Here is a 26,805-nt window from a genome sequence, read left to right on the forward strand (position 1 = left end):
CAAAGAGCAGCCACACCCGTTACCGGCGCCTTCGTTGTTCAGGCCTGACACATTGAAGGTAGCGGGTGGCGGAGGTGTGGTCTCCTCGAACTGTTCTTTTCATCCGAATGGACGGATATATCTCGACAAAAAAAATCAGGCGCAGTGAGCACCTTCGGAAAAGGAAGCGAGGCGCTTCATGTCTTCCCCTACCACCGCGATGTCGGCCAATCGCTCTTTGAGCACCTCGGCCAGTTGTCGCTTCATGTCGTCATCTGTGGCGACGGTATAAAAGATCCAGACCCCTTCCCTACGGTCATTCACCCATCCCGCATTTTTCAGATAGGAAAGGTGCCTGGATACCGTCGACTGCGGAAGTTGCAGCGTGGCGGTGACATCGCAGACGCAAAGTTCTCCGGAGTTGAGGAGCAGTGCTAATATGCGGAGGCGGGTTTCGTCTGCCAAGGCTCTGAAATACTGAACGGTCTTTTTCATGCGGTCAATATATCCGGATGGGCGAATGTGTCAAGTGAAAAACTGGGATGGCTCCCTCTGTATGTACTCGTGCACCAGGTCTGCGCAGTGTTTGCCTTCTGCCACTGCTCCTTCACCGGGTTCGCGGTCACGAGAGGTAAACTTAATGGGCCCGTACCAGTCTGCAACGAGCACGTGCTGATCTCTGACCCGTCATCGACAACTTGCAACGTGCACGTGGTAATTTGTCATGCGCCCGTGCAAAAAAGAAACGTGTGCGTGTTAACTTGCAACGCGTCCGTAGGAAGTTGAAACGCGCGCGTGCTAACTTGTAACGCGTCCGTAGGAAGTTGCAACGTGCCCGTGCTAAGTTACAACGCGCCCGTGCAAAAAAGAAACGTGCGCGTGCAAACTTGCAACGCGTCCGTATGAAGTCGCAACGTGCGCGTACTAACTTGCAATGTGCCCGTAGGAAGTTGAAACGCGCGCGTGCAATCTTGAAACATGCATGTGACAGCTTGAAACGTTGGCCCGGTAATCAGGGCCGCTGTGATGCAAATTAGAAACATGCACGACTAGGGGAGGGGATGGTGCGCAGCTAATCGGTGGAAGAGCCGGTGGGAGACAAACAAAGGGGGCACCTGAACGGTGCCCCCTAAAGTTTTCGTTCATCCGGATTGTTAGCGCTATGGAGTGAGCGCCGACGGGCTAGCTTCCTGCGGTGGGACTACGTCATCAGGAAGGAGACTGCGCACCGTCCTCGATGCTGGCATCTTCAGACGGTCCCTGCCCGCTCGACCTGGTGAGGTTCCTCCGTTCCTTGGTGAGATCGAACCCCGAAACGAGAAGTACCTCCGGATTACGAATGGCAGCCGCTTCCAACACCGAAGCGATCTCGTCCATGTATTGAATTAACTGTGACTGGAGTATTTCTCGCTCGGTGATATCAAGCTTGCTGGAGTAGAGGGAGGCCCTTTGGTAGACCTCGTGGTACTTTGCCGCCAGGGCCAAAAATAACTGCAGCAGTTCCGGATGCGCCGCCCAAACCGATCCGGGAATCCTCGGGTTGTCGGTCAGGCACTTCCACACCCTCAGCATGATGTTGTAGAACCTGCTCGGACTCTTGCATCGATAGCTTCTCAGGATCCTACAGTGCGGTTGCCGTACCATCGCTACCTCCTTTACCCAGGCGGACTGGGTTGCCGGTTGCTGCGCCTCTGGATGTTAGAAAAAACACATCGAAAGTTTAAGCAGGCAACCTCCGTTTTCAAGTGGCAAGAGGACCAAAATCTCCAGTGCGTCTTTTCAAGGAACTAAAGCAAAGGGGACTGGCACCTGCGGAGCCAGTCCCCTTTTCGCTTGCGGGAGGAGGAGGGCGGTCTGAGAGATCTCCTCCGGAATTCTCTGATGAACAAAAAAATGGGCCCGTTGCCGGGCCCCAATTGCAGGGAAAAACGGTGTGAAGATTAGCCGGGAAGCAGGCCGATGCGAAGGTTGCGCTCGGGACGGGTGAAGCCGTGGCACATGGAGCAGTCGATCTGCTTATCCTTCACGTGCTTGTCGTGCATGCTGATGTAGTCCAGGGAATGCACGTCCTTGAAGCTGTGGCACTGGGTGCAGGTGGCGGACGCGGTCCCCTTGATGCCGTACCCCATGGTGTTGACGAGCTTCAGCTGGGTGGCGGTGGCGTTGGGGTGGCAGCCGGCGCAGGCCAGGGTGTTGCCGGAGGCGACCGGGATCTGGTGGTTCAGCAGCTGGTACTCGTCGGTGGTGACGGTGGTGTAGGGGGTGCTGCTGGCAAGCCCGAGGTAGACGAGGCCGTCGCGCACGGCGTCGTCATAGAGGCCGGTGGCGAAGAACTTGGCGGTGGAGATGGGGACGATCTTGCCGTTGGCCAAGGCCTGGGCCGCGGTCTTGTATTTGAAGGGGTAGAGCTTGGTGCCGACACCGTCGGTGATGGCGCCCACCGGACGGGATACCTTGTAGGCGCCGGTCGCGGTGTCGAGGACGGCGCTGTTGAACGCGTTGTTGCCCCAGCTCTTGCCGTTCCAGAATGCGTATTTCGGGATCAGGTTGTTGGCCTTGGTCGGCACCGGCTCGTAGCGGTTCAGCGTGGCGTTCCACTCCGCGGAGACCCAGGTGCGGTGGGTTTCGGTGGCTTCGCTGGCGGCGGAGTCGCTGGCGTTCTTGGCGTATTTCGCGAGGTGGCAGGACTGGCAGGCGACGCGGGCCTGGTGCCGGTTCACGTATTCGTTGCCGTGGCTTGCCGTGGTGCTGGTCTTGGTCGGGTGGCAGGTGGAGGTGGCGCAGGCGATCTGGGTGGTGCTGTCCTGCGGCCGGAGATCGGTGCCGCGGCCGGCGACCCGGTGCGAGCTGAAGGTATGGCAGGCCTGGCAGGCGAGGTTGCCGCCGTTGCCGGTTGCCATGTGGGTGTCGTAGAGGACGTCAGCGGTGGTCCCGCTGGCAAGGGCGATGTCGCCGCGCTTCACCGCGTCGCCGCCGCCCGCCTTGGCGTGGCAACCCAGGCAGTTCTTGCGCACCGGCTTGATGGCGGCTTTCTGGACCACGAGGTTCATGTTGAGCCCGGCCGCCGGCTCGAAGAGGCCGGTGCCGGCGTTACGCACGCGGGAATAGGGGGCGTTCACAGTGTCGTTGTGGCAGATGAGGCAGTCGATGGCGGCAAGCTGCGCGGCGGACGGGTTGCTGGTGGCCACCGGCTTCGCCCCGGTGCCGACGTGGCAGGCCCCGCAGGGACCCCAGTTCCCTTGGATGTTGATGCAGTAGGCGTTGAGGGCGCTGGAGCCGTCGGTGGCGTCGATCTTGCCCTGGGTGGCCGGGCCGGTGGTCATCTCCGCGGCCGATCCCTTCCACTGGTAGTGGACCGACTGGTACATGGCCTTCGCCTGCGTCGTGTGGCACGAGCTGCACATGCCGTATCCCGTCCAGGTCAGTGTCGGGTGGGTGAGGCCGAGAGCGGTGCCGGCGAGAGCCAGCACCGTGCCGCCGATGCTGCACAGTGCTACGATCGTCTTTTTCATCCTTGCTTCCTCCTTTGGGTAGTGGCTGCGACCATCCGTGCGGACGGTGCAGGAAAACACGTGCGTTGCTTGCCAAGGGATGCGCGACGGAGGAAATAGCATGACCCATACCAGCGGGACGCTTACGGGGGGAGATAAGGAATAGTGATTTTCCTATAACCGTGCCTAACGCGGGATTGCGGTTGAGTGAGGGAAGGGTAGCTTTAGAAGGTTGTAATTTTGGATGCGAAGTCGGGGGGGAAGACACCCTTTTTTGGGGGAAATTACCCACCTTGGTTGGGTTAAACACCCTAGCGGTGAGCGTGCCGTCCTGGCTGGAAAAGGTGGGGTACGGACCAGGTCCAAGCGGCTGGAAGAAGGGCCAGGCGACGTCGCCCGGCCCTTCTCGGTTTTTTAGGGGATTTCAGTCCCGGCTGGTGCGAATCGGCGCGAGGTTGACCGCCATGCAGGCGATCTTTGTTGGCGACACCGGATAGATGTTGAGGTGCAGGTCGAGCTGGGGCTCATCGGTTTTGACCTCCTGCACCTGGATCCGGCCGCTCTCTATGACGCTGCGGCAGCCGCTTACCAAGGCCTCCCCGACAACCGGCGCCAGCAGCGGCAGCACATCCTCCAGGCGCTTGCCGGAGAGCGCTGCTCCCTGCACCCCCAGGAGCTTCTCGAAGCCCGGGTTGGCCGGATGGAAACGGTACCGCTCGACCGAGCCTGGGGCTTTGGCGTCGGCCTCCAGCAGGGCGAAGCCGTGCGGCATGCCGTTCATCAGAGTGCACACCTGGCGGTGGTTTTCCTCGAGCTGCTGCTCCAGGCACTTCTCCACGGTGATGTCGGAGAAGGTGATCACCACGCCGTTGGTGATGTTATCGAGGTTGCGGTAGGGCTTGATGCGCACGCTGAACCAGCTTCCCTCGCCGGCCGGCGCCTTGTGTTCGTACGGGGTCAGTGTCTCGAGCACCTTCTTGGCGTCCTTGAGCAGGTCGGGGTAGTCGAGCTGGCTCACGATGTCGGACAGCGGCCGCCCCACGTCGCTGGGGATCAGCTTGAACAGCTGCTGTGCGCCCTTGGTATAGAGACGCACATGGAGATCGGTGTCGAGAAAGACTGTGATCACCTCGGTGCTGTCCAGAAGGTTCTTCATGTCCGAGCTCATCCGGGACAGCTCGTCCACCTTGGCCTGCTGCTCGGCGTTCACCGCCTGCAGTTCCTCGTTCATGGACTGCATCTCTTCCTTGGAGGTCGTGAGCTCCTCGTTGGTCGATTGCAGCTCCTCGTTGGTAGACTGCAGCTCCTCGTTCATCGACTTCAACTCTTCCTGGGAACTCTGCATCTCCTCCCGGAAGGAACTGATCTCGTCGCGCCGCTGCTGCAGTTCCTGCTCGAGTTCCGTGATGCGGGCGTCCGACGCGGAACCGGACTTGACGCCGCGCGGCTTCTTCAGTTCCGGCACCGGGGGGACGTCCTTGAAGATGATCATGGCCATCCCCCTGAGGGCATCCGGGTTCTCGATCCTTTGCACGATCAGGTCGACCAGCTGCGTGCTGCCGTTGGTGCCGACCTTGGCCCCCTTGACCATCACCGGGGCTTGCTGCCGCAACGCCTTCTGGAAGGCGCTGGTCAGCTCGAAGCGGAGCCCGTCCCGGGCCATGGCAAACACGTTCCAGTTGGCGCGTCCCATGGCCGGTTCAAGGTACTTGCCGGTGCGTCCGTTGATGTAGACGATGTCACCCTGGTCGGTGACCAATACCGCCGGGGGAGCGTACTGTTGCAGGATCAGTTGGTCCACGAGGGACTGCAGGTTGACCGGCGATTTTTGCATTTCGGTTTCCTTGTTGGGGGAGGGCAACGGTGCGACGAAGGACGAAGGGAAGGCGACCGGTTCGGTGCCCAGGAGGGCTTCTCCACGCCAGTACAGCCTGGACTTGCCCTGCACCGGCGTGAAGATGTCGCTAAAGTTGCCGATCGTCTCGGCGCTTCCCAAAAAGAGCACTCCGCCGGGGTTGATGCTGTAGTGGAACAGGGGGAACAGCTTCTTCTGCAGCTCGGGGACCAGGTAGATGAGCAGGTTGCGGCAGACCAGGATGTCGAGCTTGGTGAAGGGGGGATCCATGATCACGTTCTGGGTGGCGAAGGTGATCATGTCCCTGATGTCCTTCGTGACCTGGTAGCCGTTGTCGACCTCGATGAAGAAGCGGCGCAACCGGTCGGCACTGACGTCGGCGCTGATGTTGGGCTGGAAACGCCCCAGGCGGGCCTTGTCTATGGCATTGACGTCGAGGTCGGTGGCGAAGATCTGCAGGGAGTAGTTAGCGTCAGGCTTCAGGCGCTCCAGTGCTTCCTTGAAGATGATGGCCAGCGAGTAGGCTTCTTCTCCGGTCGAGCATCCCACGGACCAGGCGCGCAGTGCCCCGCCGTTAGGGAACCGTTTCAGGAGCAGCGGGATCACCTCGTCGCGCAGCTGCGTCCAGGAGGCTTGATCCCTGAAGAAGTTGGTGACGCCGATCAGGAGTTCGTTGAAGAGTAACTGCACTTCCTGGGGGCTCTCCTGCAGGTAGCGCGCGTAGTTGGCGATCTTGTCGACCTGGTGGATCCCCATGCGCCGCTCGATGCGGCGGTACAGGGTGCTCTTCTTGTACATGGAGAAGTCGTGCCCGGTCCGGGAACGGAGCAGGATGAGCACCTTGTCCAGGGCGCTTTCCTCCTTGTGATCCAACTGCTGCTCGCGCCGGGGGAGCTGCAGCGAGTGCAGCAGGTACGCGGCTATCTTGCCGGGAAGGTGGTGGGGCGGCGCCACGATGTCGGCAAGTCCGGCGGAGATCGCGCTCTGCGGCATGCTGTCGAAACGCGCGGTCGAAGGTTCCTGGACCAGGACGAGCCCCCCCCTTCTCCTTGATGGCGCGCAGCCCCATGGTGCCGTCGGACCCCATGCCGGAGAGGATGACGCCGATGGCGCGTTCCTGGCAGTCGTCGGCAAGCGAGCGCAGGAAGAAATCGATGGGAAGGCGCAGCCCCCGGGACGCCGCGGGCTCGAACAGGTGCAGGACGCCGTGCAGGATGGACATGTCCTTGTTGGGCGGTATCACGTAAACCTGGTCCGGTGCCACGGGCATGTGGTCCGTGGCCTGGGTGACCGTCATGGTGGTCGCCCGCTGCAGCAGTTCCGGCATGATCCCCTTGTGAGTCGGGTCCAGGTGCTGGATCACCACGTAGGCCACGCCGCTTTTTTGCGGCACGTGCTGGAGGAAAAGTTCCAGAGCTTCCAGCCCACCGGCGGAGGCGCCGATACAGGCGACGGGAACCGGGCCGGGAGGGGCGGGGAGCGATGCGTCGTGGCTTGCCGTGCCATCCGTTTTTTGTTTGTTTACAGATTTTTTCATGAGCGTATCAATAACACTTTTCAGGCCATATCACAAATCCGTTTTTCATAGGATCAGTATCGGTTGGATCGTACTTTGCGGCCAGAGGGCGGAAGCACAGTATGACCCGATTGCTCTCAGGCCGATATCTGTTACTCTTAGCGGGGTTTTTGTTAGGAGGGGCTAATGTATGATCCGCAAGCAGTGATAGTCGTGGGAGCCTCGGCAGGCGGCATGGAAGCATTCAGCCGCCTGGCGTCGGGACTGGATCCAGCATTGCCGGCGGCGATCTGCCTGGTGGTGCACATCACCGGGGCGGAACCCACTGCGTTTGCCGCGCGCTTGAGCCGCAACGGCCCGTTTACTGCCGTGTTTCCCGGCGACGGTACCAGGCTCCAGGCAGGCTGCATCTACCTGGCGCCTCCGGACCGGCACCTGGTGCTGGCCGACAGCACGATCCGGCTCCTGTACGGTCCGCGCGAAAACTGGAACCGTCCCGCCATCGATCCGCTGTTCCGCTCCGCCGCGGTGCATTACCGCATCAGGACGGTAGGGGTGCTCCTGTCGGGCCTATTGGACGACGGGGTGGACGGGCTGCGGGCTATCCAGAGCTGTGGCGGCACGACGGTGGTGCAGGACCCGTCGGAAGCGATGTACCCGGACATGCCGCAGAACGCCGTGCGACGCGGCTGCGCCGACCACGTGGTATCGCTGGACGCGATGCCGGAACTTCTGGCGAGGCTTGCGGTCTCCCCGCACGGCACGGAGCCGCCGGTGCCCGAGGAACTATTGCGCGAGGTGGCCTTCGTGGAGCAGGGCGCCGTCGCCTACCGATACGGCGCCCCCGACTGGCGGGAAACGACCCTCGCCTGCCCCGAGTGCGGAGGCCCGCTGTGGGACAAAGCGGGAAAAGGGGAGATGTACGGTTGCACCGTGGGGCACCGTTTCGGCTCCGACAGTCTCGCGGCACTCCAGGACCAGGGGATCGAGCAGGCCCTGTGGCAGGCGCTGAGGCTCCTCGAAGAGCGGGGTCAGCTGCAGAAACGGCTGGCGGATGACGAGTCGAGCCGGGGCCGCGTCACCATGGCGGAAAAATACCGCGAGCGCTCGGAGGAGTCCCTGTCAAACGCGGAGCGTCTGAAGCAGTTTCTGCAGCATCTGCGCGCCACGACGAACTAGCAGGGCAGCCGTTTCTGTCATAGCCATTCCGACGCCCTCTCAAGAAAATCGATAAGGGTTAAATTTTGGTTGCAGTTAATCTATTAATCCATTAATGTGCTCGCACATTTTAAAATTTACCTATTTGTTGGGTGGTCACATGAGTGCGCCAATTCCGGGTAAAAGTAAAAGAGTTGAGGGAAGTGCGACGGTGAGCCTGAGCCTGTCGTCGCCGGCGTCCGCACCTGCGCCGGATTTCGACAAACAGCGCCTGATGCTGGAACTGGAACTGCACCAGACGGAACTCGAGCTGCAGAACCAGGAACTCCAGGCGGCCTGGCAAAAGGCGGACCAACGCGCGCACAGCCTGGAGCTCGCCGTGAAGGAGCTGGAATCCTTCAGCTACGCGGTCTCACACGACCTGCGGGCGCCGTTACGCCACATCAACGGGTACCTGAGCATCCTGGCGCACGATTTCGAGTCGCATCTGCCGGCGGAGGCGCGACGCCTCCTGGAGCGTTCCCGCGAGGCCACCAGGGACATGGGCCGGCTTATCGACGACCTGCTCGATCTCGCCAAGGTGAGCCGCATCAAGATAAACAGCAAGATGGTCAACGTTTCCCACCTGGCCCACGCGGCCATCGACCGACTCCTGGAAGGGGAGCCGAACCGGAAGGTGGATGTGGTCATCGCCGAGGGGCTTTTCGTCCAGGGGGGCCAGGCCCTGCTGAGCCAGTTGATGTGGAATCTCCTGGAGAATGCCTGGAAGTACACCTCGACCACGGCGGCAGCGAAGATAGAAGTCGGCCGGCTCATTGTGGACGACAGGCTGATCATATTCGTGAAGGACAACGGGGTGGGGTTCGACAGCAGCTACAAGGAAAAACTTTTCGAGGCTTTCCAAAGGCTCCACGGCAGAGAGTTCGAGGGAAACGGCATAGGACTCGCTACAGTACGACGTGTCATCGAGCGACACCAGGGAAAGATCTGGGCCGAATCTGAAAAGGGCGAGGGAGCTATCTTCTTCTTCACCCTGCCCTAACTACACACGCTACCTGCAGTCAAAGGGACCATGACTATGTCGGGTCCCTTTTTTTATTGTGAGGGGACTGGCTCCGAAGGTGCCTGTCCCCCTTGGGGTTGGGTGTGGTGACTGAGTGCAATGATTGTTTCTGAGCTGAAGAGAGTGTTCCGCTAGAGGGACAGGCACCTAGCGGAGCCAGTCCCTTCTGCTATGGGGACAGGCACCTAGCGGAGCCAGTCCCCTCCTTCTTATTGATGTCTGATGAATTTTCTTCTATACTGGCGAGATTGTTCACCGCACACACTGCATAAGGAGGAGGTAATCATGAATGTCGCGATAGTCCATAAAGCAAATGTGAATGACGAGGTGCTTGACGGCCTGGCCAGAGAGCTCCCTTCCATCATTTCGGAATTGCTGGAGATCCGCGGCGGGAAGATGGCGATCCTCAAACCGGAGCAGATCTCGCTGCAGTTCTCCCAGGCAAGCAGCCGGGACATCGGCGCGGACATCCGCATCATCGTGCTGGCCAGGAGCCTGGGACCCCGCACCTCGGTTGAAAACAAGCTGGCCGCCGCCATCCTCGAAAAAGCGATCGCCAATGTCGACGGTATCGCCGGTGCCTGTTCGATCACGGTAAGGCTCTACCTTACCGAAATCGGCGCGGCGGAGTACGTTCCGGAGTAGCTGCCGCGCCGCCGCGAGTCACGACGGCACATCCATCAACGGACTGAGTGAGGGGGACAGGTGAAAGCCTGTCCTCTTTTTTTGTGCCTAGTCAGACTGGCAGTTGTTGCGTGCCCGCTAGGTTGGGCTGACACAAAGAGGTGCGAAAAAAGCGACTAGTAGATAAATATTTTTCATCACTCTGTATCAAGTACAGACAGCTTCCGCCGGCTCTAGTCTTCAACGCCATAAAAACCCTCATTTCTGTCTAAGGCACGCTTGTTGCTCAAGTAAAGTCATGCTTATGAAATTCGGGTAAAAGGGAGGACTGTATGAAACGGCGACTTTTAGCAGTTACGGTAGGTGCTGTTGCAATAATCACTTCACACCTTGTCAGTGCCTGGGGAGGTGTGACACCACAGGTTCCATTGGCCGCATCGGCTATACCACAGTTCGTGGATCCGCTGCCGAACCTCGACATCGTGCCGGCGGGAGCCAATACCATCGAACTCCGCATGAAGGAGTTCAAGAGCATGGTCCTCCCTGCCAACGCAGTCCCCGGATACACTGGGACCTGGGTCTGGGGCTATCTCCAGCCGGGCCAGGTCGCGGCGCAGACGGTGGACGGGAAAATCCCGGGGCGGGAATCTTTTATTGGTCCTGTAGTCGTCTCGACGCGCGGAGTCCCCACCGAGATGAAGTTCGTCAACGAACTGCCTACGGTGAAAACCACTAACGTACTGGCCTATCGCTACAGCACCGACCAAACCCTGCACTGGGCTGACCCGCTCAACGGTGGGATGAGCATGTGCGCCCACATGGCGATGCCCCCGGCGCCGGGAAGCGAGTGCGCCTCGAACTACGGGGAAACCTTCGATGCGCCGATCCCGGCGGCGGTCCACCTGCACGGGGGCGAGGTGCCGCCGCAGCTGGACGGCGGTCCCGACTCCTGGTTCACCAGCGACGGGACCATGAAGGGGGCGTCCTTCTACAGCAAAGACGGGGCGACGGCGTCGAACTACGCCATCTATCGCTACCCGAACACCCAGGAAGGAGCGCCGATCTGGTTCCACGACCATACCTTGGGCGCCACCCGCCTCAACGTCTATGCCGGGCTTGCCGGCGCCTACGTCGTGAGCGATCCCGCCCGCGACCCGGCCAACCTGCCGGAACTGGTGCCGCTGGTGCTCCAGGACCGCATGTTCGACAGCAACGGGCAGCTCTTCTTCACTGCCGCCAGCGCCGGTGGCATACTCTGGGCGCTCAACCCGGACCACCCGTACTGGAACCCGGAATTCGTCGGCGACGTCATCGTGGTCAACGGCAAGTCGTGGCCCTACAAGAACGTGGAGGCCAAGCGTTACACTTTCCTGTTCCTGAACGGATCCAACGCCCGGACCTATGAAATGGCGCTGGTCGACCCGGTATCGAAGAACCTCGGTCCCCCGCTCTACGTCATCGGCACCGACGGCGGCTACCTGGACCGCCCCGCCAAACTCGATCCGGCGCTGGGTGGGAAGCTGGTCATGATGCCGGGTGAGCGCTACCAGGTCATCGTCGACTTCGCCGGCTACCAGGCAGGGAAGAAAGGCCCCAACGGCCTGCCGTATTCGGGTAACTGGCTGCTGCGCAACACGGCGAAGACTCCCTACCCGGCCGGTGGCACTCCGAACGGCAACACCACGGGGCGGATCATGCTGTTCAAGGTCGGCGCGGCGTCGGCTGCGGATACCTCCTTCAACCCGGCTGCAGCCGGAGCCACGCTGCGCGGCGGTGCGGGGCAGGGGCCGGCACTGGTAAGACTGGCGAACCCTGCGGCAGGGACCCTCGCTGCTGGCGTGACGGTACAGAAGACCCGCCAGCTTACCCTGAACGAGGTGATGGGGATGCCGCAGACCGCGGTTGACCCGGTGACCGGGGCGCTGACTGCCTACCCGGGAGGGCCGCTGGAGATCCTGGTCAACAACACCAAGTGGAACGGCAAGCGGATCACCGGCGTCATGGACGGGATGTACCAGTTCCAGCCGATCCCGGGCTTCAGCGCCGACGCAACGGGGAACTTCATCTCCGAGATGCCCAAAGAGGGTGAGACCGAGGTATGGGAGATCGTGAACCTCACCGCCGATGCGCATCCGATTCACCTGCACCTGGCGCAGTTCCAGCTCATCAACCGGCAGGGCTTCGACACCAACGCTTACGGCGCGGCGTACGCCGCAGCGTTCCCGGGCGGTGGGTACGATCCGATGACCGGTCTCCCCTATCCGGCGGGAGTCTACATCCCTGGCTTCGGTCCGCCGCAGAGCTACGACGGCAACCCGGCCAACGCGAGGGCGGTGGGTGGCAACCCGGACATCGCGCTAATGGGCAAGAACGGCAAGCCGTTGTATCTCCAGGGGCCGGCCACAGCAGCACTGCCGCAGGAAGCGGGATGGAAGGACACCATACTGGCCATGCCTGGTCAGGTGACACGGATCGCGGTGCGCTGGGCACCCACCGACCTGGCGGCATCGACCGCGCCCGCCGCAGCGTCCTTTGGCTTCGACCCCAACGGCGGCAACGGCTACGTCTGGCATTGCCACATCATCGACCACGAGGACAACGAGATGATGCGGCCGAGCCAGGTGCTTGCCAACCCGGCGGCCGTCCGCAGCTACCTCATGGGGAGCGATTACTGATCGGACCAGGTGACGAGCCGCGGCGGCGGGCTGTTGGGGGGGCGCCGCGGCAATAAAGAAGGGGCTATGCGTAGGCATAGCCCCTTTCTTTGTACAAAGAACAGGACTGGTGAACCTGGGGAAGCGCGCAGCAAGGAACAAATCCCCCCCGTCCCCCCTTCGCAAAGGGGGGCGCCCTCGTTCACGTTCACCACTTCGTAAGTCACTTTTCCGCGCCCCGGTATTCCCGGAAGACCTTTGACAAGCAGGGGATGTGATGGCGTCGTGTCACGTATCGATGCGCGGGTTCTCCCTTCTCGGTTTTTTTGCCCCCTTCCAACACAATATGACAATCCAACCCTAACTTTGACGGCGCAGCATCCGATGAGATGAATGTGGCTGCGATCGCGAAACGATGCATGTGTCAGGTCGTTTGGCTCAATTGCATTGCTTCTACAGTGTGATAGGCTTCCTCACGAGAGCCGTGCAAGTCATAACGCAGGGTTAGCAAGATATAGTTGCAGCTGATTAATTATTATTGCTTTGTCTTTGGCTGTACATTGTGTAAATACCTGGTTCGTAGTCATATTAGTTATTGACAATAATAATAAAATATTAAATGATCCGGTACTCGTCACTGTTTTACCAGCGATTTATTGAGTTACCGCAGCGCCTTCTTCCACAGGCTCGTTGTTCCGTCCGGCGGCACAGGTGCAGTAGAAGCAGGTATGCTGGAGGAAGACGATGAAAAAATACCGTCCCGGCCTGCGGCTGGCACTTGCCGGCTCACTGCTGTTCTCCCTGCTCTGCGGCACGGCGGTGCTCGCCCAGGACGTTGCGGAGTCGCCCTCCGCGCCCGACCTGGGGGCGATGGACCTGGAGCAACTCACCAACCTGAAGGTGGAAACGGTCTACGGCGTCTCCAAGTTCGAGCAGGTGGTGACCGAAGCGCCCGCCTCGGTAACCGTGGTGACCTCGGACGAGATCAAGCGCTACGGCTGGCGCACCCTGGCGGACGTGCTCAAGGCGACCCGCGGCTTCTTCACCACCTACGACAGAAACTACAGCTACATCGGCACCCGCGGTTTCAACCGCCCCGGCGATTACAACACCCGCGTGCTCCTTCTGGTGGACGGACACCAGATCAACGACGCCATCTACGAATCCGCCGCCATCGGCACCGAGTTCATCCTGGACATGGCGCTCATCGACCGCATCGAGATCATCAGGGGGCCGAGTTCGTCGCTCTACGGCGCGGGGGCCTTCTTCGGCGTGATCAACGTGATCAGCAAGAGCGCCAGGCAGATCGAAGGGGTCGAAGTGGGAGGGAGCTGGGGGAGCCAGCAGACCGGCTCCGGCCGCATAAGCTACGGCAAGCTCTTCAACGGCGGCGAGTTCCTGATCTCCGGCTCCGGATTATCCAGCCGGGGCAACGACCGCCTCTTCTTCCCGGAGTTCAACGATCCTGCCACCAACAACGGCATCGCCGCCAACATGGACCGGGACCGCAGCTATTCCCTGTTCGCTTCGGGCCACCTCCGGGACTTCACCCTCGCCGGCGCCTTCATCTCGCGCGACAAGAGGATCCCGACCGCCTCCTTCGGCACCATCTTCAACGACCCGCGCACCAACTCCAACGACCGCAGGAGCTATCTCGATCTCAAGTACGACAAGGCGATCGACGGGACCAGCATCACCGCCAGGCTCTTCTACGACGAGTACCGCTTCACCGGGAACTTCGCCTACGACCGCACCGCCGACGATCCTGTCTTCTACCCGGCCAGCTACATGAACCGCGACCAGCACCTGGCGCGCTGGTGGGGCGCGGAGGCGCAGGCGAGCCGGCAGTTGCTGCCGCGGCTGCAACTGACCGGCGGTGTCAGGTTCCGCGACAACTACGAGGTGGAGCTCCCCAACTACGACCTCGTGCCGGGGGGGCGTCGGCTCGACAATAGCCACGAGAACGTCTTCTACGCCCTGTTCGGCCAGGCCGAGCTGCGCATCCTGGAGTCGCTGATCCTGAACGCCGGGGTGCGCTACGACCACTACGAGACCTTCGGCGGGGCCACCAGCCCGCGCCTGGCACTCATCTACACACCTGTCGAAGGGACGGTCTTCAAGCTGGTCTACGGCCAGGCCTTTCGCGCCCCCAACGCCTACGAGCTCTACTACAACGACGTCTTCAACGGCTACGCCACCAGTTCCGCGCTCAGGGCGGAGACCATGCGCAGCTACGAGGCGATCTACGAGCAGTACTACGGCGACGTGGTGCGCACCAGCGCCAGCCTGTTCTACAACAAGATCGACAACCTAATCAGCTACCAGGATGTCTCGCCGACCCAGGTGGCCTTCGCCAACGTCGAACGGGTCAGGGCCCTTGGGGGCGAGTTCGAGATCGAGGGGCAGTGGAGCAGCGGCTTCGCGGCCAGGAGCAGCTACGGCTTCGTCTCCGCCAGGGACCAGGCGACCGACCAGAGCCTCGACTACTCGCCGCGCCACCTGGTGAAACTCAACCTGACCGCCCCGCTGTACCGGAAGAAGCTCTTCGCGGGCATCGAGCTGCAGGGAGTGAGCCGGCGCGAGTTCAGCCACAACGGCGCCCAGGTCGCCTCCCCGGGGTACCTGGTCACCAACGCCACCCTCTCTTCGACGGCGCTGCTGCCGGGGCTGGAGACTTCCTTCTCGGTGTACAACCTCCTGGACCGGCGTCTGGAGGACCCGGCCACCACCGACCACATGCAGAACCTGATCCCCCAGGATGGCAGGACCTACCGGCTCCTGTTCAGTTACCGGTTCTAAGGGAGAGGGACCGATGCCAGCGATGCCGCGCATAACGAGGTGTTCCCTGGGGCTTTTGCTCCCGGTGATCCTCTGTCTTCTTCTCGGGAGGCCGGACTCCCCGCGGGCGGAAGCGCCCCAGGAATACCAGGTGAAGGGGGCCATGGTGTTCAACATGGCCAAGTACATCGAGTGGCCCGCCGACGCCTTCTCGGGAAGCGGCGCCCCGCTGGTGGTCTGCAGCGTCGGGCGCGGCCCCTTCACGGCCGCGCTGGAGCAGTACCGCGGCAGGACGGTGCTGGGGCATCCCGTGCAGGTGAAACGGGTGCAGCCCGGCGAGGAGCTGGGGGAGTGCCACCTGCTGGTGGTAAGCGGGGTGGAGAAGCGTTACCTGGCCGGCATCGTGGACCAGGCGCGCAGGAGATCGCTGCTGACGGTGGGCGATCTCCCGGACTTCGCGAGACTCGGGGGGGCGATCGGGCTGGTGGAGGTCGAGGGGCGCGTCCGCTTCGAGATCAACGTCAAGGCGGCACAGCAGTCCCGCTCCAAGATCAGCTCGCAACTCTTGAAACTGGCCAGAATCGTACGGGAAGGGGACTGACGTGAGGCGACCAGGCGAAAAGTTCATCAGGAACCTGCCCCTGCAGCGCAAGCTCATGCTGATCATCATGAGCTGCTGCACTGCGACCCTTTTCGTCTCGTCCCTCTTCTTCGTGGCGCGCGAGGCGAAGGTCCTGTACCGGGACCAGCAGGAATACCTGGTGTCGCTGGCGGACATGATCGGCAGAAACAGTGCCGCGGCCCTGGTCTTCAACGACCTGAAGACGGCAGAGGAGACCATTAGGCCCCTCACCCAGAAGGACAACGTGCTCGCGGTTTACATCGTCAACAAGGACGGACGCCTTTTTGCGCGCTACCAGTCCGCGGCACAGGCGCATCCTGCGCTCCCCCTGGAGCTCCTTCCCGATTGGGCCTCGCCGGACCAGGTGAACCAGGCGGTGCAGCAGGTGACCCGCGAGGAGTACACCAGCTCGTTTCTGTCCGGTTACGCCAGCGTGGTGCGGCCGATCCGCATGGACGACGAACAGGTCGGCACGGTGGTGATCCACGCCAATGCCAGGGGGTTCCTGAACTCCCTGCGCTACAACATCCTGGTGGCGCTGGGGTTCATGGGGGTCACCTTCCTCGTCTTCTGCCTGTTCTCCGCGCGGTTGCAGCTGATGATCTCGGCGCCGCTTTTGGGGCTGCTGGCCGCCATGAAGGAGATATCAGCGGGCAAGAACTTCGCCCTGCGTGTGACCAAGCCGTGCGACGACGAGATCGGCCTCTTGTATGACGGCTTCAACCACATGCTCCACGAAATCGAGGAGCGCGACCAGATCCTCAGGCAGCGCCAGGCCCACCTGCAGCAACTCGCGCACTACGACCCGCTGACCCGGCTCCCCAACCGGACCCTGTTCTACGACCGCCTGGCCCAGGCGTTGTTCCACGCCGAGCGGGCCCGGGAGACGGTGGCGGTGATCTTCATCGACCTGGACCACTTCAAGGACATCAACGACACCCTGGGGCACCGCACCGGCGACCTGCTGCTGATCGAGGTGGCCGGGCGGCTGGCGACCGTGGTGCGCAGCTGCGACACCGTGGCGCGCCTTGGTGGGGACGAGTTCACCATCTTCTGCCAGAACGTGGCCAACGAGGAGAATGCGACCGTCGTGGCGCAGAAGCTGGTCGCCCTGTTCGCGACCCCGTTCCGGCTGGGCGCCAGCGAGATCCGCGTGACCGCGAGCGTCGGGGTAACCCTCTACCCCCACGACGGCAGGACGGTGGACGAGCTGCTCATGAACGCCGACATCGCCATGTACCACGCCAAGGGGTGCGGCAAGAACGTCTTCGCCCTCTTCGACAAGAAGATGAACGAGCACGCCAGCGAGCGGGTGACCTTCCTGGCCGACCTGCGCCAGGCGGTGGAACTGGAGCAGTTCGTGCTGCACTACCAGCCCAAGGTCGATCTGTTGACCGGCAAGGTGACCAGCGTGGAGGCGCTGGTGCGCTGGATGCACCCGCGCCTTGGCATGCTCGCCCCGGACAGGTTCATCCGCCTGGCCGAAGAGGGGGGAATGATCGCGGAGCTGACCGAGTGGGTCATGCGCACCGCCTGCCTGCAGGCCAAGGCGTGGCAGGAGGCGGACCTCGCGCCGGTCCGGGTGGCGGTGAACCTTTCCCCGTTCCACTTCCAGCGCCAGGACGTGAAGCAGTCGGTCTGCGCCGTGCTGGGGGAGACCGGGCTGGACCCTTCCCTTTTGGAGATAGAGATCACCGAGAGCGCCCTGATGCAGAACGACGAGTACACCTGCCGCGTCCTGAGCGAGCTGCGCGAGATGGGGGTCACCATCTCCGTGGACGATTTCGGCACCGGCTATTCCTCACTGTCGTACCTGCACCGTTTCCCCATCAACACCCTGAAGATCGACCGCACCTTCATCCTGAACATGACCAAGAGTTCCGAGGACCAGGCCATCGTGACCGCGATCATCGCCATGGCGAAGAGCCTTAAGATGCAGATCGTCGCGGAGGGGGTGGAATCGGTGGAGCAGCTGGAGACCCTGAAGGACCAGGGATGCCACGAGATCCAGGGGTTCCTGGTGTCGCGGCCGGTGAACGCGGAGCGCGTCGCCCGGTTCTTCACCGACGAGGATCACCTGCAGGCGCACGGCGCAGCCGCGCAGGCCGTGCCGGGGGAAACCGCGCACCATCTGGTAAACGGCGGGAGCTGACGCCCGCCGAGGGGGGACGATGAACGAACTGACCATCAAGCTGAAGACCGGGGACGAGATCAAGGGGGTCCTGACCCGTTCCTTCAAGTATCAGGATACCGACCTCGAGGTGTTGACCGAGGGGAGCAGGGAGGCGCTGGTCTTCTCGCTGGACGAGATCTGCTACATCCGCTTTTTGAGCCCGCCGGCCGGCATCGGTCGCGGCGGCAGCGAGGCCCTGGAGGAGGTGCAGACCATCGCCGGCGAGACCTTCAGGGTGAACGTGCCGGGCAACGGGAAGTTCCTGAAGGGGTTCCTGGGGCTGCTGCCGGGAGACAGCAGCCAGACCATCTTTTTTACCGACTCAGGGGTGCGCTACCGCCAGGACGCCCGCTTCACGGGGCAGATCCTGCAGGACCAGGGATTCGTATCGACGGACAAGCTCGAGGCGGCGCTCAAGCTGCAGGAAGAGCAGGCGCACCGCGGGGAACAGGACGCGGCCATTCTCCTGGCCGACGCAGTTGACGAGGGAGAGATGCACGAGCAGACACAAAGGCACGAAATACACCACACGCGGGTCGGCGACATCCTGGTCGAATCGGGGCTGGTGACCAGGGAACAAGTCGAGGCCGCCTTCAAGAGCCAGAAGGGGAAGAAGCTGCAGGTGGGCGAGCTGCTGATCATGAAGGGGCTCATCACCGAGGAACAGCTCCTGTCGGCGCTGGCCACCAAGTTCCGGCTCCGCTTCGTGGACCTGGAAGCGGTGGTTCCCGGCGAAGCGGCCCTCGGGGCGATCTCCGAGGGGCTGGCGACCCGGCTCAAGGTCTTCCCCATCTCGCTGGAGGGGAGGAAACTGGTGGTCGCCACCTGCGCCCCCACCGACCTGACCATCGGGGACAACCTGCGGTTCTCCACCAACTTCGTCCCGGAGCTGGTGGTCGCCTCTTCGCGCCAGATCATGGCCGCCATCGACAAGTACTACCGCAACCGGATCGAGACGGTGGACACCCTCTTGAACTCGATGAGGGGCGAGGCGGAGACGGTGACCATAGAGGAGGAGGCGGACGACACCCGCCTGCTCTTCGAGCCAGACTCGAAGATCATCTCCCTGGTGAACCGGATCCTGATTGACGCCTACCGGCGCGGCGCATCGGACATCCACTTCGAGCCCGGCAACGGCAACGAACCGCTCAACATCCGTTACCGTATCGACGGCGAGTGCATCCATGCCCACAAGGTCGCCGCCTCTTACAAGGGGGCCATCACGGTGCGCATCAAGATCATGGCCGACCTGAACATAGCGGAACGGCGCCGCCCGCAAAGCGGCAAGATCCTGCTCCGCTACCGGCAGCAGATGCTGGAGTACCGGGTCGAGGTCACCCCGATGGTCGGGGGGCGGGAAGCGGCGGTCCTGAGGCTTTTGGCGGCCTCGAAGCCGCTTCCGCTGGCCGGGTTGGGGCTGCTGCCGCACAACCTGGTGCGCTTCGTGGACATCCTGGAGAAGCCGCACGGCATCATCCTCTGCGTCGGCCCGACCGGATCAGGCAAGACCACGACGCTCCACTCGGCGCTGGGACACATCAACACCCAGGAGCGCAAGATCTGGACCGCGGAGGACCCGGTGGAGATCACCCAGGCGGGACTGTGCCAGGTGCAGGTGAACGCAAAGATCGGCTTCACCTTCGCCGAGGCGCTGCGCTCGTTCCTGCGCGCCGACCCCGACGTGATCATGATCGGCGAGATGCGCGACGCCGAGACCTCGAAGATCGCCATCGAGGCCTCGCTCACCGGCCACCTGGTCTTTTCCACCCTGCACACCAACTCGGCTCCCGAGGCGGCGGTGCGCCTGATCGAGATGGGGATGGACCCCTTCAATTTCTCGGACGCGCTTTTGGGCATCGTGGCGCAGCGCCTGGCCAAGCGGCTCTGCCAGAACTGCAAGAAGCCGGCGCATAACCAGCGCGAGCTGTACGACGACATCGTGGCCTCCCTGCGCCAGGTCGCCGGGGATCGCGAGGGGGTCATCCCCGAGCTCAAGGAAGCCAACTTCATGAAGGCGGTGGGGTGCGAGGAGTGCGCCGGCACCGGCTACAGGGGGCGCATCGCCCTGCACGAGCTCATGATCGGGACCGAGACGGTCAAAACCGCTATCAGGCGCGGCGTGGGCATGGACGAGCTCCGCTCCATCGCCATGGACGAGGGGATGTGGACCCTGAAGATGGACGGCCTGATGAAGGTGCTGCAGGGGGAGACCGACCTGGAGCAGATCCTGAAAGTCTGCATGTAGTAGTAACGGCGGCACGATAAGGCGAAGCGCGCGGAGGGATCGGAAGATGCCTGAGGGTAAGGTGCGTTCCAGTTGGCAGTTGGTGCTTTTCGCGCTGGCCGTAGCGGCCGGCGTCCCGTTCCTGCTCCTGGAGCTGTCGGGGGCGGCGCTGTACGTGGTGCTGGACGTCCCCTCCTACCTCACCTTCCACAACACCGTGGAAATATTCAGCGTCATGGTCTCCCTCTCCATATTCGGGGTTGGGTGGTTCTCCTACAACCAAAGCCGTGACCGGCACTCCCTCTTCCTCGCCGTCGCCTTCCTGGGTATCGGGCTGATGGACTTCATGCACACCCTGGCCTACACCGGCATGCCCCCCCTGGTCACCCCGAACTCCCCCAACAAATCGACCCAGTTCTGGATCGCGGTGCGCCTGTTCTCCGCCGCCGCCTTCCTCGCCAGCGCCTTCGTCTCCGAGCAGAACCGCTCCCGTCTCCTGGGTCGGGTGCCACTCATGCTGGTGACGCTGGCCGTCACCGCCGCCACCTTCACCGCGGTCATCTTCCGTCCCGACCTGGTGCCGGACACCTTCGTGGCGGGGGTGGGGTTGACGCCGTTCAAAAAGGGCTCCGAGCTGGTCGTCATCGCCCTGTTCGTGCTGGCCACGCTCGCCTACGTGAAGCGCCTCACCGCCTCCCGGGACCGCATCTACCTGTACTACCTGAGCGCCTTCATCCTCTGCATCGTGAGCGAGCTCACCTTCACCGTCTACAAGAGTGTCTTCGACAGCTTCAACCTGCTGGGGCACCTGTACAAGCTGTTCGCCTTCCTGCTGATCTACCGGGGCATCTTTGCTGCCGCCATCAAGCGCCCCTACCGGCAACTGAACCTGGCCCTCGGAGAACTGCGCCACACCAACGACGTCCTCGTGGCCATCATGGACTCGATCCCCCACTGCATCTTCTGGAAGGACCGCCGCAGCGTCTATCTCGGCTGCAACCGTGAGTTCGCCAAAAGCGCGGGGCTGGCCGATCCTGCCCAGATCGTCGGCAAGTGCGACTACGACCTTCCCTGGAGCCGCGAAGAGTCCGACGGGTACCGCGCCGACGACAGCGAGGTCATGCAGAAGAACCAGGCCAAGATGCACATCATCGAGAACCTGACCCGGGCCGACGGCAGCGTCACCTGGATCGAGACCAGCAAGATGCCGCTTACCGACGAGGATGGCGCGGTGCGGGGGGTGCTCGGGATCTACGAGGACATCACGGCGAGAAAGCTGGCCGAGGAGCGGCTCTCGGAGACGCTGCAGTTCAACCAGGAGATCATCAACAGTGCCCGGGAGGGGATCATCGTCTACGACCGCGAGCTGCGCTACCTGGTCTGGAACCCGTACATGGAAGAGATCAGCGGCAGGCCCGCCGCCGAGGTCGTGGGCAAGCGCCCCGCGGAGGTCTTCCCGTGGCTTGCGGAGACCGGGTTGGTGCGCCGCCTGGAGCAGCTTCTGGCCGGGGGCGCACCCACGGTCACCGAATTCGGCGGCAGGCACGTGAGTGGGAGGATGCTCTGTATGTCCGACGCCTCCGCCCCGTTGAGAAGCAGCTCCGGCGAAGTAATCGGGATTATCGGCACGGTGCGCGACATCACCGAGCGGCGCGGCATCGAGGAGCAGCTGCGCCAGGCCCAGAAGCTGGAGTCGGTCGGGCGGCTGGCGGGTGGGGTGGCCCACGATTTCAACAACAAGCTCACGGTGATCATGGGGTGCGCCGAACTGGCGGCGCGGCAGACCGGGGAAGCCGCGGTCCTGGAACACCTGCGTCTGATCGTCAAGGCCGCCGAGCAGTCCCGCGACATCACCCGGCAGCTGCTCGCCTTCTCGCGCCAGCAGGTCGTCGCGCCCAGAACGGTGCAGGTGAACGGCATGCTGTGGGAGCTGAAAAAGTCATTGGGACGGCTTATCGGCGAAGACATCTCCATCGTGCTGGCACCCGGGGAGCAGCTTTGGAGCATCAGCATGGACCCGGTGCAGCTGGACCAGATCATCATGAACCTGGCGGTGAACGCCCGCGACGCCATGCCCCGGGGAGGGACCATCACCATCGAGACCGCCAACGTGCAGTTCGAGGAGCCGCCTCCCCTGCACCCGGAGGTGCCGCCGGGAGGATACGTAAGGATCACCTGCCGCGACACCGGTGTCGGCATGGATGCCGAGACCCGCGCCCACGTCTTCGAGCCCTTCTACACCACCAAGGAGCAGGGGAAAGGGACCGGGCTCGGGCTGGCCACCGTCTACGGCATCGTCAGGCAAAACGGAGGCTTCATCGATCTCGAGACCGCACCCGGTGCCGGCAGCGCGTTCAGCATCTGCCTGCCGAGGTGCGCCGACGGCGAGGAGAACCATACGCCGCCGCCCGCCGCAACGCGGCAACAAGGAGCGGGGACGGTGCTGCTGGTCGAGGACGAGGACATGGTGCGCGAGCTGACCGCCAGCATACTGGAGTCCCTGGGGTACCGCTGCCTCGCCACGGCCGACCCGCGCGAGGCGCTGGAGGTGGCCGGCAACCCCGAGGTCGCCATCGACCTGGTGCTCACCGACGTGGTGATGCCCGGCATGCGGGGACCGGAGATGATGCAGCGGATGCGGCGCGAGCGCCCGGATATCAAGTGCATCTACATGTCCGGCTTCACCGATGCCATCATGGACGAGGAGAGCGGGAGTTGGGAGGGGGGCGCCTTCTTGAAGAAGCCGTTCCAGATGGAAGAGCTGGCGCGCATGGTGCAGTCGGTGCTCGGCACGCAACCCGGCTGAGGTCGGCGCGCCGGGGGCAGGGTCAGCGGGGGGAGCTGAGCGAGCGCAGGTAGTGGACCAGCGGCCAGCGGTGCGGCGGGGGGACCACCCGTTCCAGCACCGGCTCGTGGCCGATGCCGGTCAGCATGGCGCGCAGAAGCTCGCCGTCGCGGTAGCCGGCGATCCTGGGGAGACGCAGGTCCGCCGGTCTCGGGAGGTAGCTGTTGCCGACGGGCCCGTCGCCGGCGCCGCTGGCGCCGTGGCAGAAGACGCAGTAATAGCCGAAGTAGGCCGCACCTTGGGCGACCACCGCCGGGGTGGCCGGGACCGGGTTGGCGAGCCCCGCCGCCTCGGCCTGGGCGGGCGTACGATTCCCCGTGGGGGCTACGCTCACCGAACCCGGCGCCGGTGCCGGGAGCACCATCTGGAATTCCCGCACGTGGTGCTGGACCGTCATGCGCGGGCCCCGGTACAGGATGTACCCGAAGAGCACCGCCCCGAGCAGCGGGGGCGCCACCACCATGAAGATCGTCAGCTTCCTCATCACTCCCTCCCGCGTTTTACGCCCGGCTGCCGGGGCGGCAGCGGCACCGCTTCCGGCAGTGCCCGGATCTGCCGCGGCACCTTCCCGTGCGGCTGCTCGCTCGAATAGATCGACTCCGCCGGAGCGTCCGGGAGCTGTCCGAAGTCCCAGCGACGGGGCGCGTCCTCGACCAGCAGGTACACCAGCCAACCAAACCCCATGATGGCGGCGCTGAAGGCGATCAGGATCACCCACTCCCAGGGGGAGCGCAGTTCCTGGTGCTCGTCGTATTCCGGCGTTCGTTCCATGGGTCGCCTCACCAGTTGGGGGGAGTGCCGTGGTTTTGCGTCACCTCGAAGAGGGTGAAGGCGATGCAGACCCCGAAGAGGATGATGATCACCCAGGGCATGAAGCTGCGCAGCCAGCGGAAGAAGCTGGCCGCCCCCCGCACCTTGATCTCTTCGCTTTGCTTCTCGAAACCGCGCGGCAGCCACAGCGCCTGGTAGGTGAGCGCCATGATCAAGACCAGCGCCGCGCCCGACAGGAGCGCGATGACCAGCCACTGGTTCTGCAGCACGTACAGGTAGAGCATCAGCATGGCTGCCCCCTAATTCCTTTCTCCACGTAACCTTCTCTTAAAGATGCCGCCCGGTTCCTCTAGGGGCGAATGATCATTCGCCCGTTTCGTCCCCCTCCGGAATGCCGCTGTCCAGCGCCAGGTAGCGGGCCCGCTCCTGGTCGGCGAACTGCCCCGACCGCACACCCCACACGAAGAAGACGATCAGCGCGGCGCACATCAATAGCGGCAGGCACATCCAGATCAGCAAAAAGGCGGGTGTTTCCAGGGGGCTCTGCATCTTCTTTTCTCCGTGTGATCTCTGCGTCCGGCTGGACCCGCCACTGTGCCCATCCTTGCGGCTTCACCCACCCCCCGGCCCCCTCCCGTCAAGGGGGGGGAGGCGGTAACGAGCTTGGCGGAGCTAGGGCGACTCCTGCACGGCCGGCGGCGGGTACGGGTTCTGCCAGTTCCCCTCGTAGGAGGCGTCGATGCCGCGGGGCTCGGTGTTGGCGTCGGTGTATCCGAGGAACGACACCGCCAGGTAGTTGGCCAGGTCCCAGATCTTCTCGCTCTCCAGGTGCTTCTTGAAGTAGGGCATGGCGGTGCCGGTGATGCCGTTCATGATCTGGTAGTAGAAGATCCCGCCGATGTACCGGTTCTCCACCAGGTGGCGCCTGAGAATGGTGAAGTTCAGCGGGGGCGGACCCAGGAAGGGCTGCGCCGGGCCGTTGCCGTCACCGATGGGGCTGTGGCAGTTGATGCACAGCTGCTGGTAGATCCTTTTGCCGCGCTGCAGCGCCGCCTGGGTGGCCGGGTAGGGGTTGGGCATCCGGCGCCAGACCTCGGGCACCTGCGCGTGCAGCCACTCGATGTTGCGGTCGACGCCCCCCGCGTAGGCCACCTGCGCCTGCCGCTTCCAGTCGCGCTGGCGCTTGTGCCTGAGGTCCGCGTCCTTTCCCCCCAGTGCCTGGACGTAGGCCGCCAGCGCCTGGATCTCGCGGACGGTCAGGAAGTCCCAGGCGGGCATCACCGATACGGGGGTGGTGTAGCGCGGGTTGGTGAAGTGGGCGATGTTCCAGTCGTCGCTGTGTTCCCCCCCCTCCTGGGAGAGGTCCGGGCCGGTGCGCTCGCTTCCCAGGATGGCCGGCTCGATGCCGGCGTAGTCGCCGGCCCGGGCGATCCGCTCCGCCCCGATGTCCCAGTCGCTGACCCGGATGAACTGGGAGTGGCAGTAGCTGCAGCCGTTTCTCACGTAGAGCCGGTGCCCCTCGCGCTCCAGCGGCGAGAGCGGCCGCCAGATGTCCGAGGGGTAGTCCTTCATGGTCATGGAGGGCAATCCCACGATGATGAAGGTTGAGGCCCAGAAGACCATGAGCGCGCCGACGATGAGAACGGCCGGGGTCATCTTCATGCCGCCTCCTCCGCCCGCCTGAGCAGCTCGGGCTCGGGCACCGGGCGCAGGGTCATGTACAGGTTGAAAAGCCCGACCAGCGAACCGGTCAGGATGAAGATGCCCAGCGCGGCCCGCAGCACCATGAAAGGGGCGATTTCGGGGAGCACCCGCAGCACCGTCTCCCCGTTGTGCCAGGCGCTCCCCTGCACCAGCCCCGCCATGGTCAGCACCAGGAAGAAGCCGGTGAGCCCCAGGGTGATCAGTCCGAACTGAAGGTTGACCAGCTTCTGGGAATAGACCGGACGCCCGCTCACCAGGGGGAGCACGTGCCACATGGCGCCCAGGGCGATGTAGCCGCCGAAGCCGAGCATGGCGATGTGGGCGTGCCCGACGGTCCAGTTGTTGAAGTGGGTCACCCGCTGCAGGAAGGGAAGCGACTGCAGCGGCCCCTGGATGCAGGTGATGATGTACCAGACGATCCCCCCCATCACCAGCCGGGCGGAGGGGTCGCTCCAGACCCTGCCGCCGAAGCCGCGCGCGGTGAGCCAGAGGTTGATCACCACGATGGAGACCGGCAGTATCATCGAGATGGAATCGACCACGGAAACCGTCTTCAGCCAGTTCGGGATGGGGGATTGCAGCACGTGGTGCCCGCCGATGTGGCTGTAGAGGGCGATCAGGAACCAGAAGCCCAGAAGCGACAGGGTGTGCGAGTTGAGCGGCGTCCGGGTCACCCGGGGGATCACGTAGTAGGCGGCGCCGGTGGCAAGGGGCGTGATCAGGAGTCCCGGGAGGTTATGCCCCCAAAACCAGAGAAAGAGCGAGTCGATCAGCCCGGGCATGGCACCGGTGGAGGGATGCCACATCACGTTTCCCAGCGGGTAGTTGCAGGCGGTCCAAAGGAGCGCGGCCATGAAATACCAGACGGAGACGTAGAGCTGCGGCTCCCGGCGCTGCGCGATGGTGAGGCCCGTGTCGACGATGAGGCAGGCGACGGCTATGACCAGCGAGACGTCGGCGAGCCAGACGTATTCGTTGTACTCGCGCCCCTGGGTGAGCCCGAAGGCGAATCCCACCGGGCCGCTCAGCACGGTCAGGTTCCAGAAGAGGAAGGCGACCCAGGCGAGCGGTTCGGACCAGAGCCTCGTTCGCAAGAGGGCCGGGAGGTAGTAGAGGCCCGAGCCGATCAGCATGGTGCCGGTGAAGCCGTAGAGCATGGTGTTGATGTGGACCGGGCGTTCCCGTCCGAACACCAGCGCCGCCACGTGGGGCAGGAACTCCGGCGCCACCAGGTGGATGGCGGAGAACATGCCGTACACGGCGCCCACCACGAACCAGACCGCCCCCGCGACCATGAAGGCGAGCGCCGCGCTCTGTGGTTTGTGGATGAAGTCGGCCATGGCAGTCC

19 protein-coding genes and 1 pseudogene are annotated in these 26,805 nt (G+C 63.3%); 9 read left to right on the plus strand and 11 right to left on the minus strand.

The window, feature by feature from the left end; genetic code table 11:
• Positions 1–135: 135 nt before the first annotated feature.
• The 5 genes and pseudogenes from KP004_RS20120 to KP004_RS21620 form a co-directional block, all read right to left on the minus strand.
• On the minus strand, positions 136–474 hold the full coding sequence (locus KP004_RS20120; RefSeq protein ID WP_216800156.1) for an ArsR/SmtB family transcription factor: 339 nt from the start codon (positions 472–474) through the stop codon (positions 136–138).
• 714 nt (positions 475–1,188) lie between these two features.
• Positions 1,189–1,623 carry a hypothetical protein gene (locus KP004_RS20125; RefSeq protein ID WP_216800157.1) on the minus strand — a complete coding sequence of 145 codons (435 nt, stop codon included), beginning with the start codon at positions 1,621–1,623 and terminating at the stop codon, positions 1,189–1,191.
• 296 nt (positions 1,624–1,919) lie between these two features.
• Complete coding sequence (locus KP004_RS20130; protein WP_239026871.1) at positions 1,920–3,491, minus strand: alpha-2-macroglobulin; 1,572 nt, start codon at positions 3,489–3,491, stop codon at positions 1,920–1,922.
• Between the two features lie 403 nt (positions 3,492–3,894).
• A complete protein-coding gene (locus KP004_RS20135; RefSeq protein ID WP_239026872.1) occupies positions 3,895–6,318 on the minus strand; it encodes a CheR family methyltransferase in 2,424 nt (807 codons plus the stop codon).
• A 103-nt stretch (positions 6,319–6,421) separates the two neighbouring features.
• Positions 6,422–6,862 (minus strand): annotated as a pseudogene (locus tag KP004_RS21620) (chemotaxis protein CheB); the annotation flags it as partial.
• Positions 6,863–7,027: 165 nt separating this feature from the next.
• On the opposite strand from KP004_RS21620, the gene KP004_RS20140 reads away from it, so the two are divergent.
• The 9 genes from KP004_RS20140 to KP004_RS20180 all read left to right on the plus strand — a co-directional run bounded on the left by KP004_RS20140 (position 7,028) and on the right by KP004_RS20180 (position 22,943).
• The gene (locus KP004_RS20140; protein ID WP_216800159.1) at positions 7,028–8,020 is read left to right on the plus strand and encodes a chemotaxis protein CheB; all 993 of its coding nucleotides are present in this window, start codon (positions 7,028–7,030) and stop codon (positions 8,018–8,020) included.
• Between the two features lie 190 nt (positions 8,021–8,210).
• Entirely contained in the window at positions 8,211–9,041 is an 831-nt protein-coding gene (locus tag KP004_RS20145; protein WP_216800160.1) for a sensor histidine kinase, read from the plus strand.
• 306 nt (positions 9,042–9,347) lie between these two features.
• Positions 9,348–9,707 carry a hypothetical protein gene (locus tag KP004_RS20150; protein ID WP_216800161.1) on the plus strand — a complete coding sequence of 120 codons (360 nt, stop codon included), beginning with the start codon at positions 9,348–9,350 and terminating at the stop codon, positions 9,705–9,707.
• Between the two features lie 434 nt (positions 9,708–10,141).
• Positions 10,142–12,361, plus strand: coding sequence for a multicopper oxidase family protein (locus KP004_RS20155; RefSeq protein WP_239026873.1), 2,220 nt, complete (start codon positions 10,142–10,144; stop codon positions 12,359–12,361).
• A gap of 723 nt (positions 12,362–13,084) precedes the next feature.
• Complete coding sequence (locus KP004_RS20160) at positions 13,085–15,139, plus strand: TonB-dependent receptor plug domain-containing protein (RefSeq protein ID WP_216800163.1); 2,055 nt, start codon at positions 13,085–13,087, stop codon at positions 15,137–15,139.
• Between the two features lie 13 nt (positions 15,140–15,152).
• The gene (locus KP004_RS20165) at positions 15,153–15,719 is read left to right on the plus strand and encodes a TOL_0243 family YfiR-like periplasmic protein (RefSeq protein WP_239026874.1); all 567 of its coding nucleotides are present in this window, start codon (positions 15,153–15,155) and stop codon (positions 15,717–15,719) included.
• 1 nt (position 15,720) lies between these two features.
• Entirely contained in the window at positions 15,721–17,892 is a 2,172-nt protein-coding gene (locus KP004_RS20170; RefSeq protein WP_239026875.1) for a putative bifunctional diguanylate cyclase/phosphodiesterase, read from the plus strand.
• 19 nt (positions 17,893–17,911) lie between these two features.
• Positions 17,912–20,158 (plus strand): GspE/PulE family protein, encoded by a 2,247-nt coding sequence (locus KP004_RS20175; protein ID WP_216800164.1) that lies wholly within the window; start codon positions 17,912–17,914, stop codon positions 20,156–20,158.
• A 46-nt stretch (positions 20,159–20,204) separates the two neighbouring features.
• Positions 20,205–22,943: a hybrid sensor histidine kinase/response regulator gene (locus KP004_RS20180; protein ID WP_216800165.1), complete on the plus strand. Its 2,739-nt coding sequence runs from the start codon at positions 20,205–20,207 to the stop codon at positions 22,941–22,943.
• Positions 22,944–22,965: 22 nt separating this feature from the next.
• Here KP004_RS20180 and KP004_RS20185 read toward each other — a convergent pair whose 3' ends face one another.
• The 6 genes from KP004_RS20185 to KP004_RS20210 form a co-directional block, all read right to left on the minus strand.
• A complete protein-coding gene (locus KP004_RS20185) occupies positions 22,966–23,466 on the minus strand; it encodes a c-type cytochrome (RefSeq protein WP_216800166.1) in 501 nt (166 codons plus the stop codon).
• On the minus strand, positions 23,466–23,753 hold the full coding sequence (locus KP004_RS20190) for a hypothetical protein (RefSeq protein WP_216800167.1): 288 nt from the start codon (positions 23,751–23,753) through the stop codon (positions 23,466–23,468). Before KP004_RS20190 ends, KP004_RS20185 begins: the two co-directional genes overlap by 1 nt.
• Positions 23,754–23,761: 8 nt before the next feature.
• Positions 23,762–24,043 (minus strand): hypothetical protein, encoded by a 282-nt coding sequence (locus KP004_RS20195; RefSeq protein ID WP_239026876.1) that lies wholly within the window; start codon positions 24,041–24,043, stop codon positions 23,762–23,764.
• A 73-nt stretch (positions 24,044–24,116) separates the two neighbouring features.
• On the minus strand, positions 24,117–24,302 hold the full coding sequence (gene ccoS, locus KP004_RS20200) for a cbb3-type cytochrome oxidase assembly protein CcoS (protein WP_216800168.1): 186 nt from the start codon (positions 24,300–24,302) through the stop codon (positions 24,117–24,119).
• A 123-nt stretch (positions 24,303–24,425) separates the two neighbouring features.
• Complete coding sequence (locus tag KP004_RS20205; RefSeq protein ID WP_216800169.1) at positions 24,426–25,415, minus strand: cbb3-type cytochrome c oxidase subunit II; 990 nt, start codon at positions 25,413–25,415, stop codon at positions 24,426–24,428.
• The gene (locus tag KP004_RS20210; protein WP_216800170.1) at positions 25,412–26,797 is read right to left on the minus strand and encodes a cbb3-type cytochrome c oxidase subunit I; all 1,386 of its coding nucleotides are present in this window, start codon (positions 26,795–26,797) and stop codon (positions 25,412–25,414) included. The genes KP004_RS20205 and KP004_RS20210 overlap by 4 nt, the downstream gene beginning before the upstream one ends.
• Between the last annotated feature and the right edge of the window lie 8 nt (positions 26,798–26,805).

Origin of the sequence: Geomonas oryzisoli (genome assembly GCF_018986915.1) — a bacterium.
Taxonomy (GTDB): Bacteria; Desulfobacterota; Desulfuromonadia; order Geobacterales; family Geobacteraceae; genus Geomonas; species Geomonas oryzisoli.

Coding starts and splice junctions, on each gene's coding strand:
- KP004_RS20205 (WP_216800169.1), bottom strand. CDS start 25,415: ATGAAGATGACCCCGGCCGTTCTCATCGTCGGCGCGCTCATGGTCTTC.
- KP004_RS20175 (WP_216800164.1), top strand. CDS start 17,912: ATGAACGAACTGACCATCAAGCTGAAGACCGGGGACGAGATCAAGGGG.
- KP004_RS20135 (WP_239026872.1), bottom strand. CDS start 6,318: ATGCCGCAGAGCGCGATCTCCGCCGGACTTGCCGACATCGTGGCGCCG.
- KP004_RS20150 (WP_216800161.1), top strand. CDS start 9,348: ATGAATGTCGCGATAGTCCATAAAGCAAATGTGAATGACGAGGTGCTT.
- KP004_RS20160 (WP_216800163.1), top strand. CDS start 13,085: ATGAAAAAATACCGTCCCGGCCTGCGGCTGGCACTTGCCGGCTCACTG.
- KP004_RS20195 (WP_239026876.1), bottom strand. CDS start 24,043: ATGCTGATGCTCTACCTGTACGTGCTGCAGAACCAGTGGCTGGTCATC.
- KP004_RS20120 (WP_216800156.1), bottom strand. CDS start 474: ATGAAAAAGACCGTTCAGTATTTCAGAGCCTTGGCAGACGAAACCCGC.
- KP004_RS20140 (WP_216800159.1), top strand. CDS start 7,028: ATGTATGATCCGCAAGCAGTGATAGTCGTGGGAGCCTCGGCAGGCGGC.
- KP004_RS20165 (WP_239026874.1), top strand. CDS start 15,153: ATGCCAGCGATGCCGCGCATAACGAGGTGTTCCCTGGGGCTTTTGCTC.
- KP004_RS20125 (WP_216800157.1), bottom strand. CDS start 1,623: ATGGTACGGCAACCGCACTGTAGGATCCTGAGAAGCTATCGATGCAAG.
- ccoS (WP_216800168.1), bottom strand. CDS start 24,302: ATGCAGAGCCCCCTGGAAACACCCGCCTTTTTGCTGATCTGGATGTGC.
- KP004_RS20190 (WP_216800167.1), bottom strand. CDS start 23,753: ATGGAACGAACGCCGGAATACGACGAGCACCAGGAACTGCGCTCCCCC.
- KP004_RS20185 (WP_216800166.1), bottom strand. CDS start 23,466: ATGAGGAAGCTGACGATCTTCATGGTGGTGGCGCCCCCGCTGCTCGGG.
- KP004_RS20130 (WP_239026871.1), bottom strand. CDS start 3,491: ATGAAAAAGACGATCGTAGCACTGTGCAGCATCGGCGGCACGGTGCTG.
- KP004_RS20210 (WP_216800170.1), bottom strand. CDS start 26,797: ATGGCCGACTTCATCCACAAACCACAGAGCGCGGCGCTCGCCTTCATG.
- KP004_RS20180 (WP_216800165.1), top strand. CDS start 20,205: ATGCCTGAGGGTAAGGTGCGTTCCAGTTGGCAGTTGGTGCTTTTCGCG.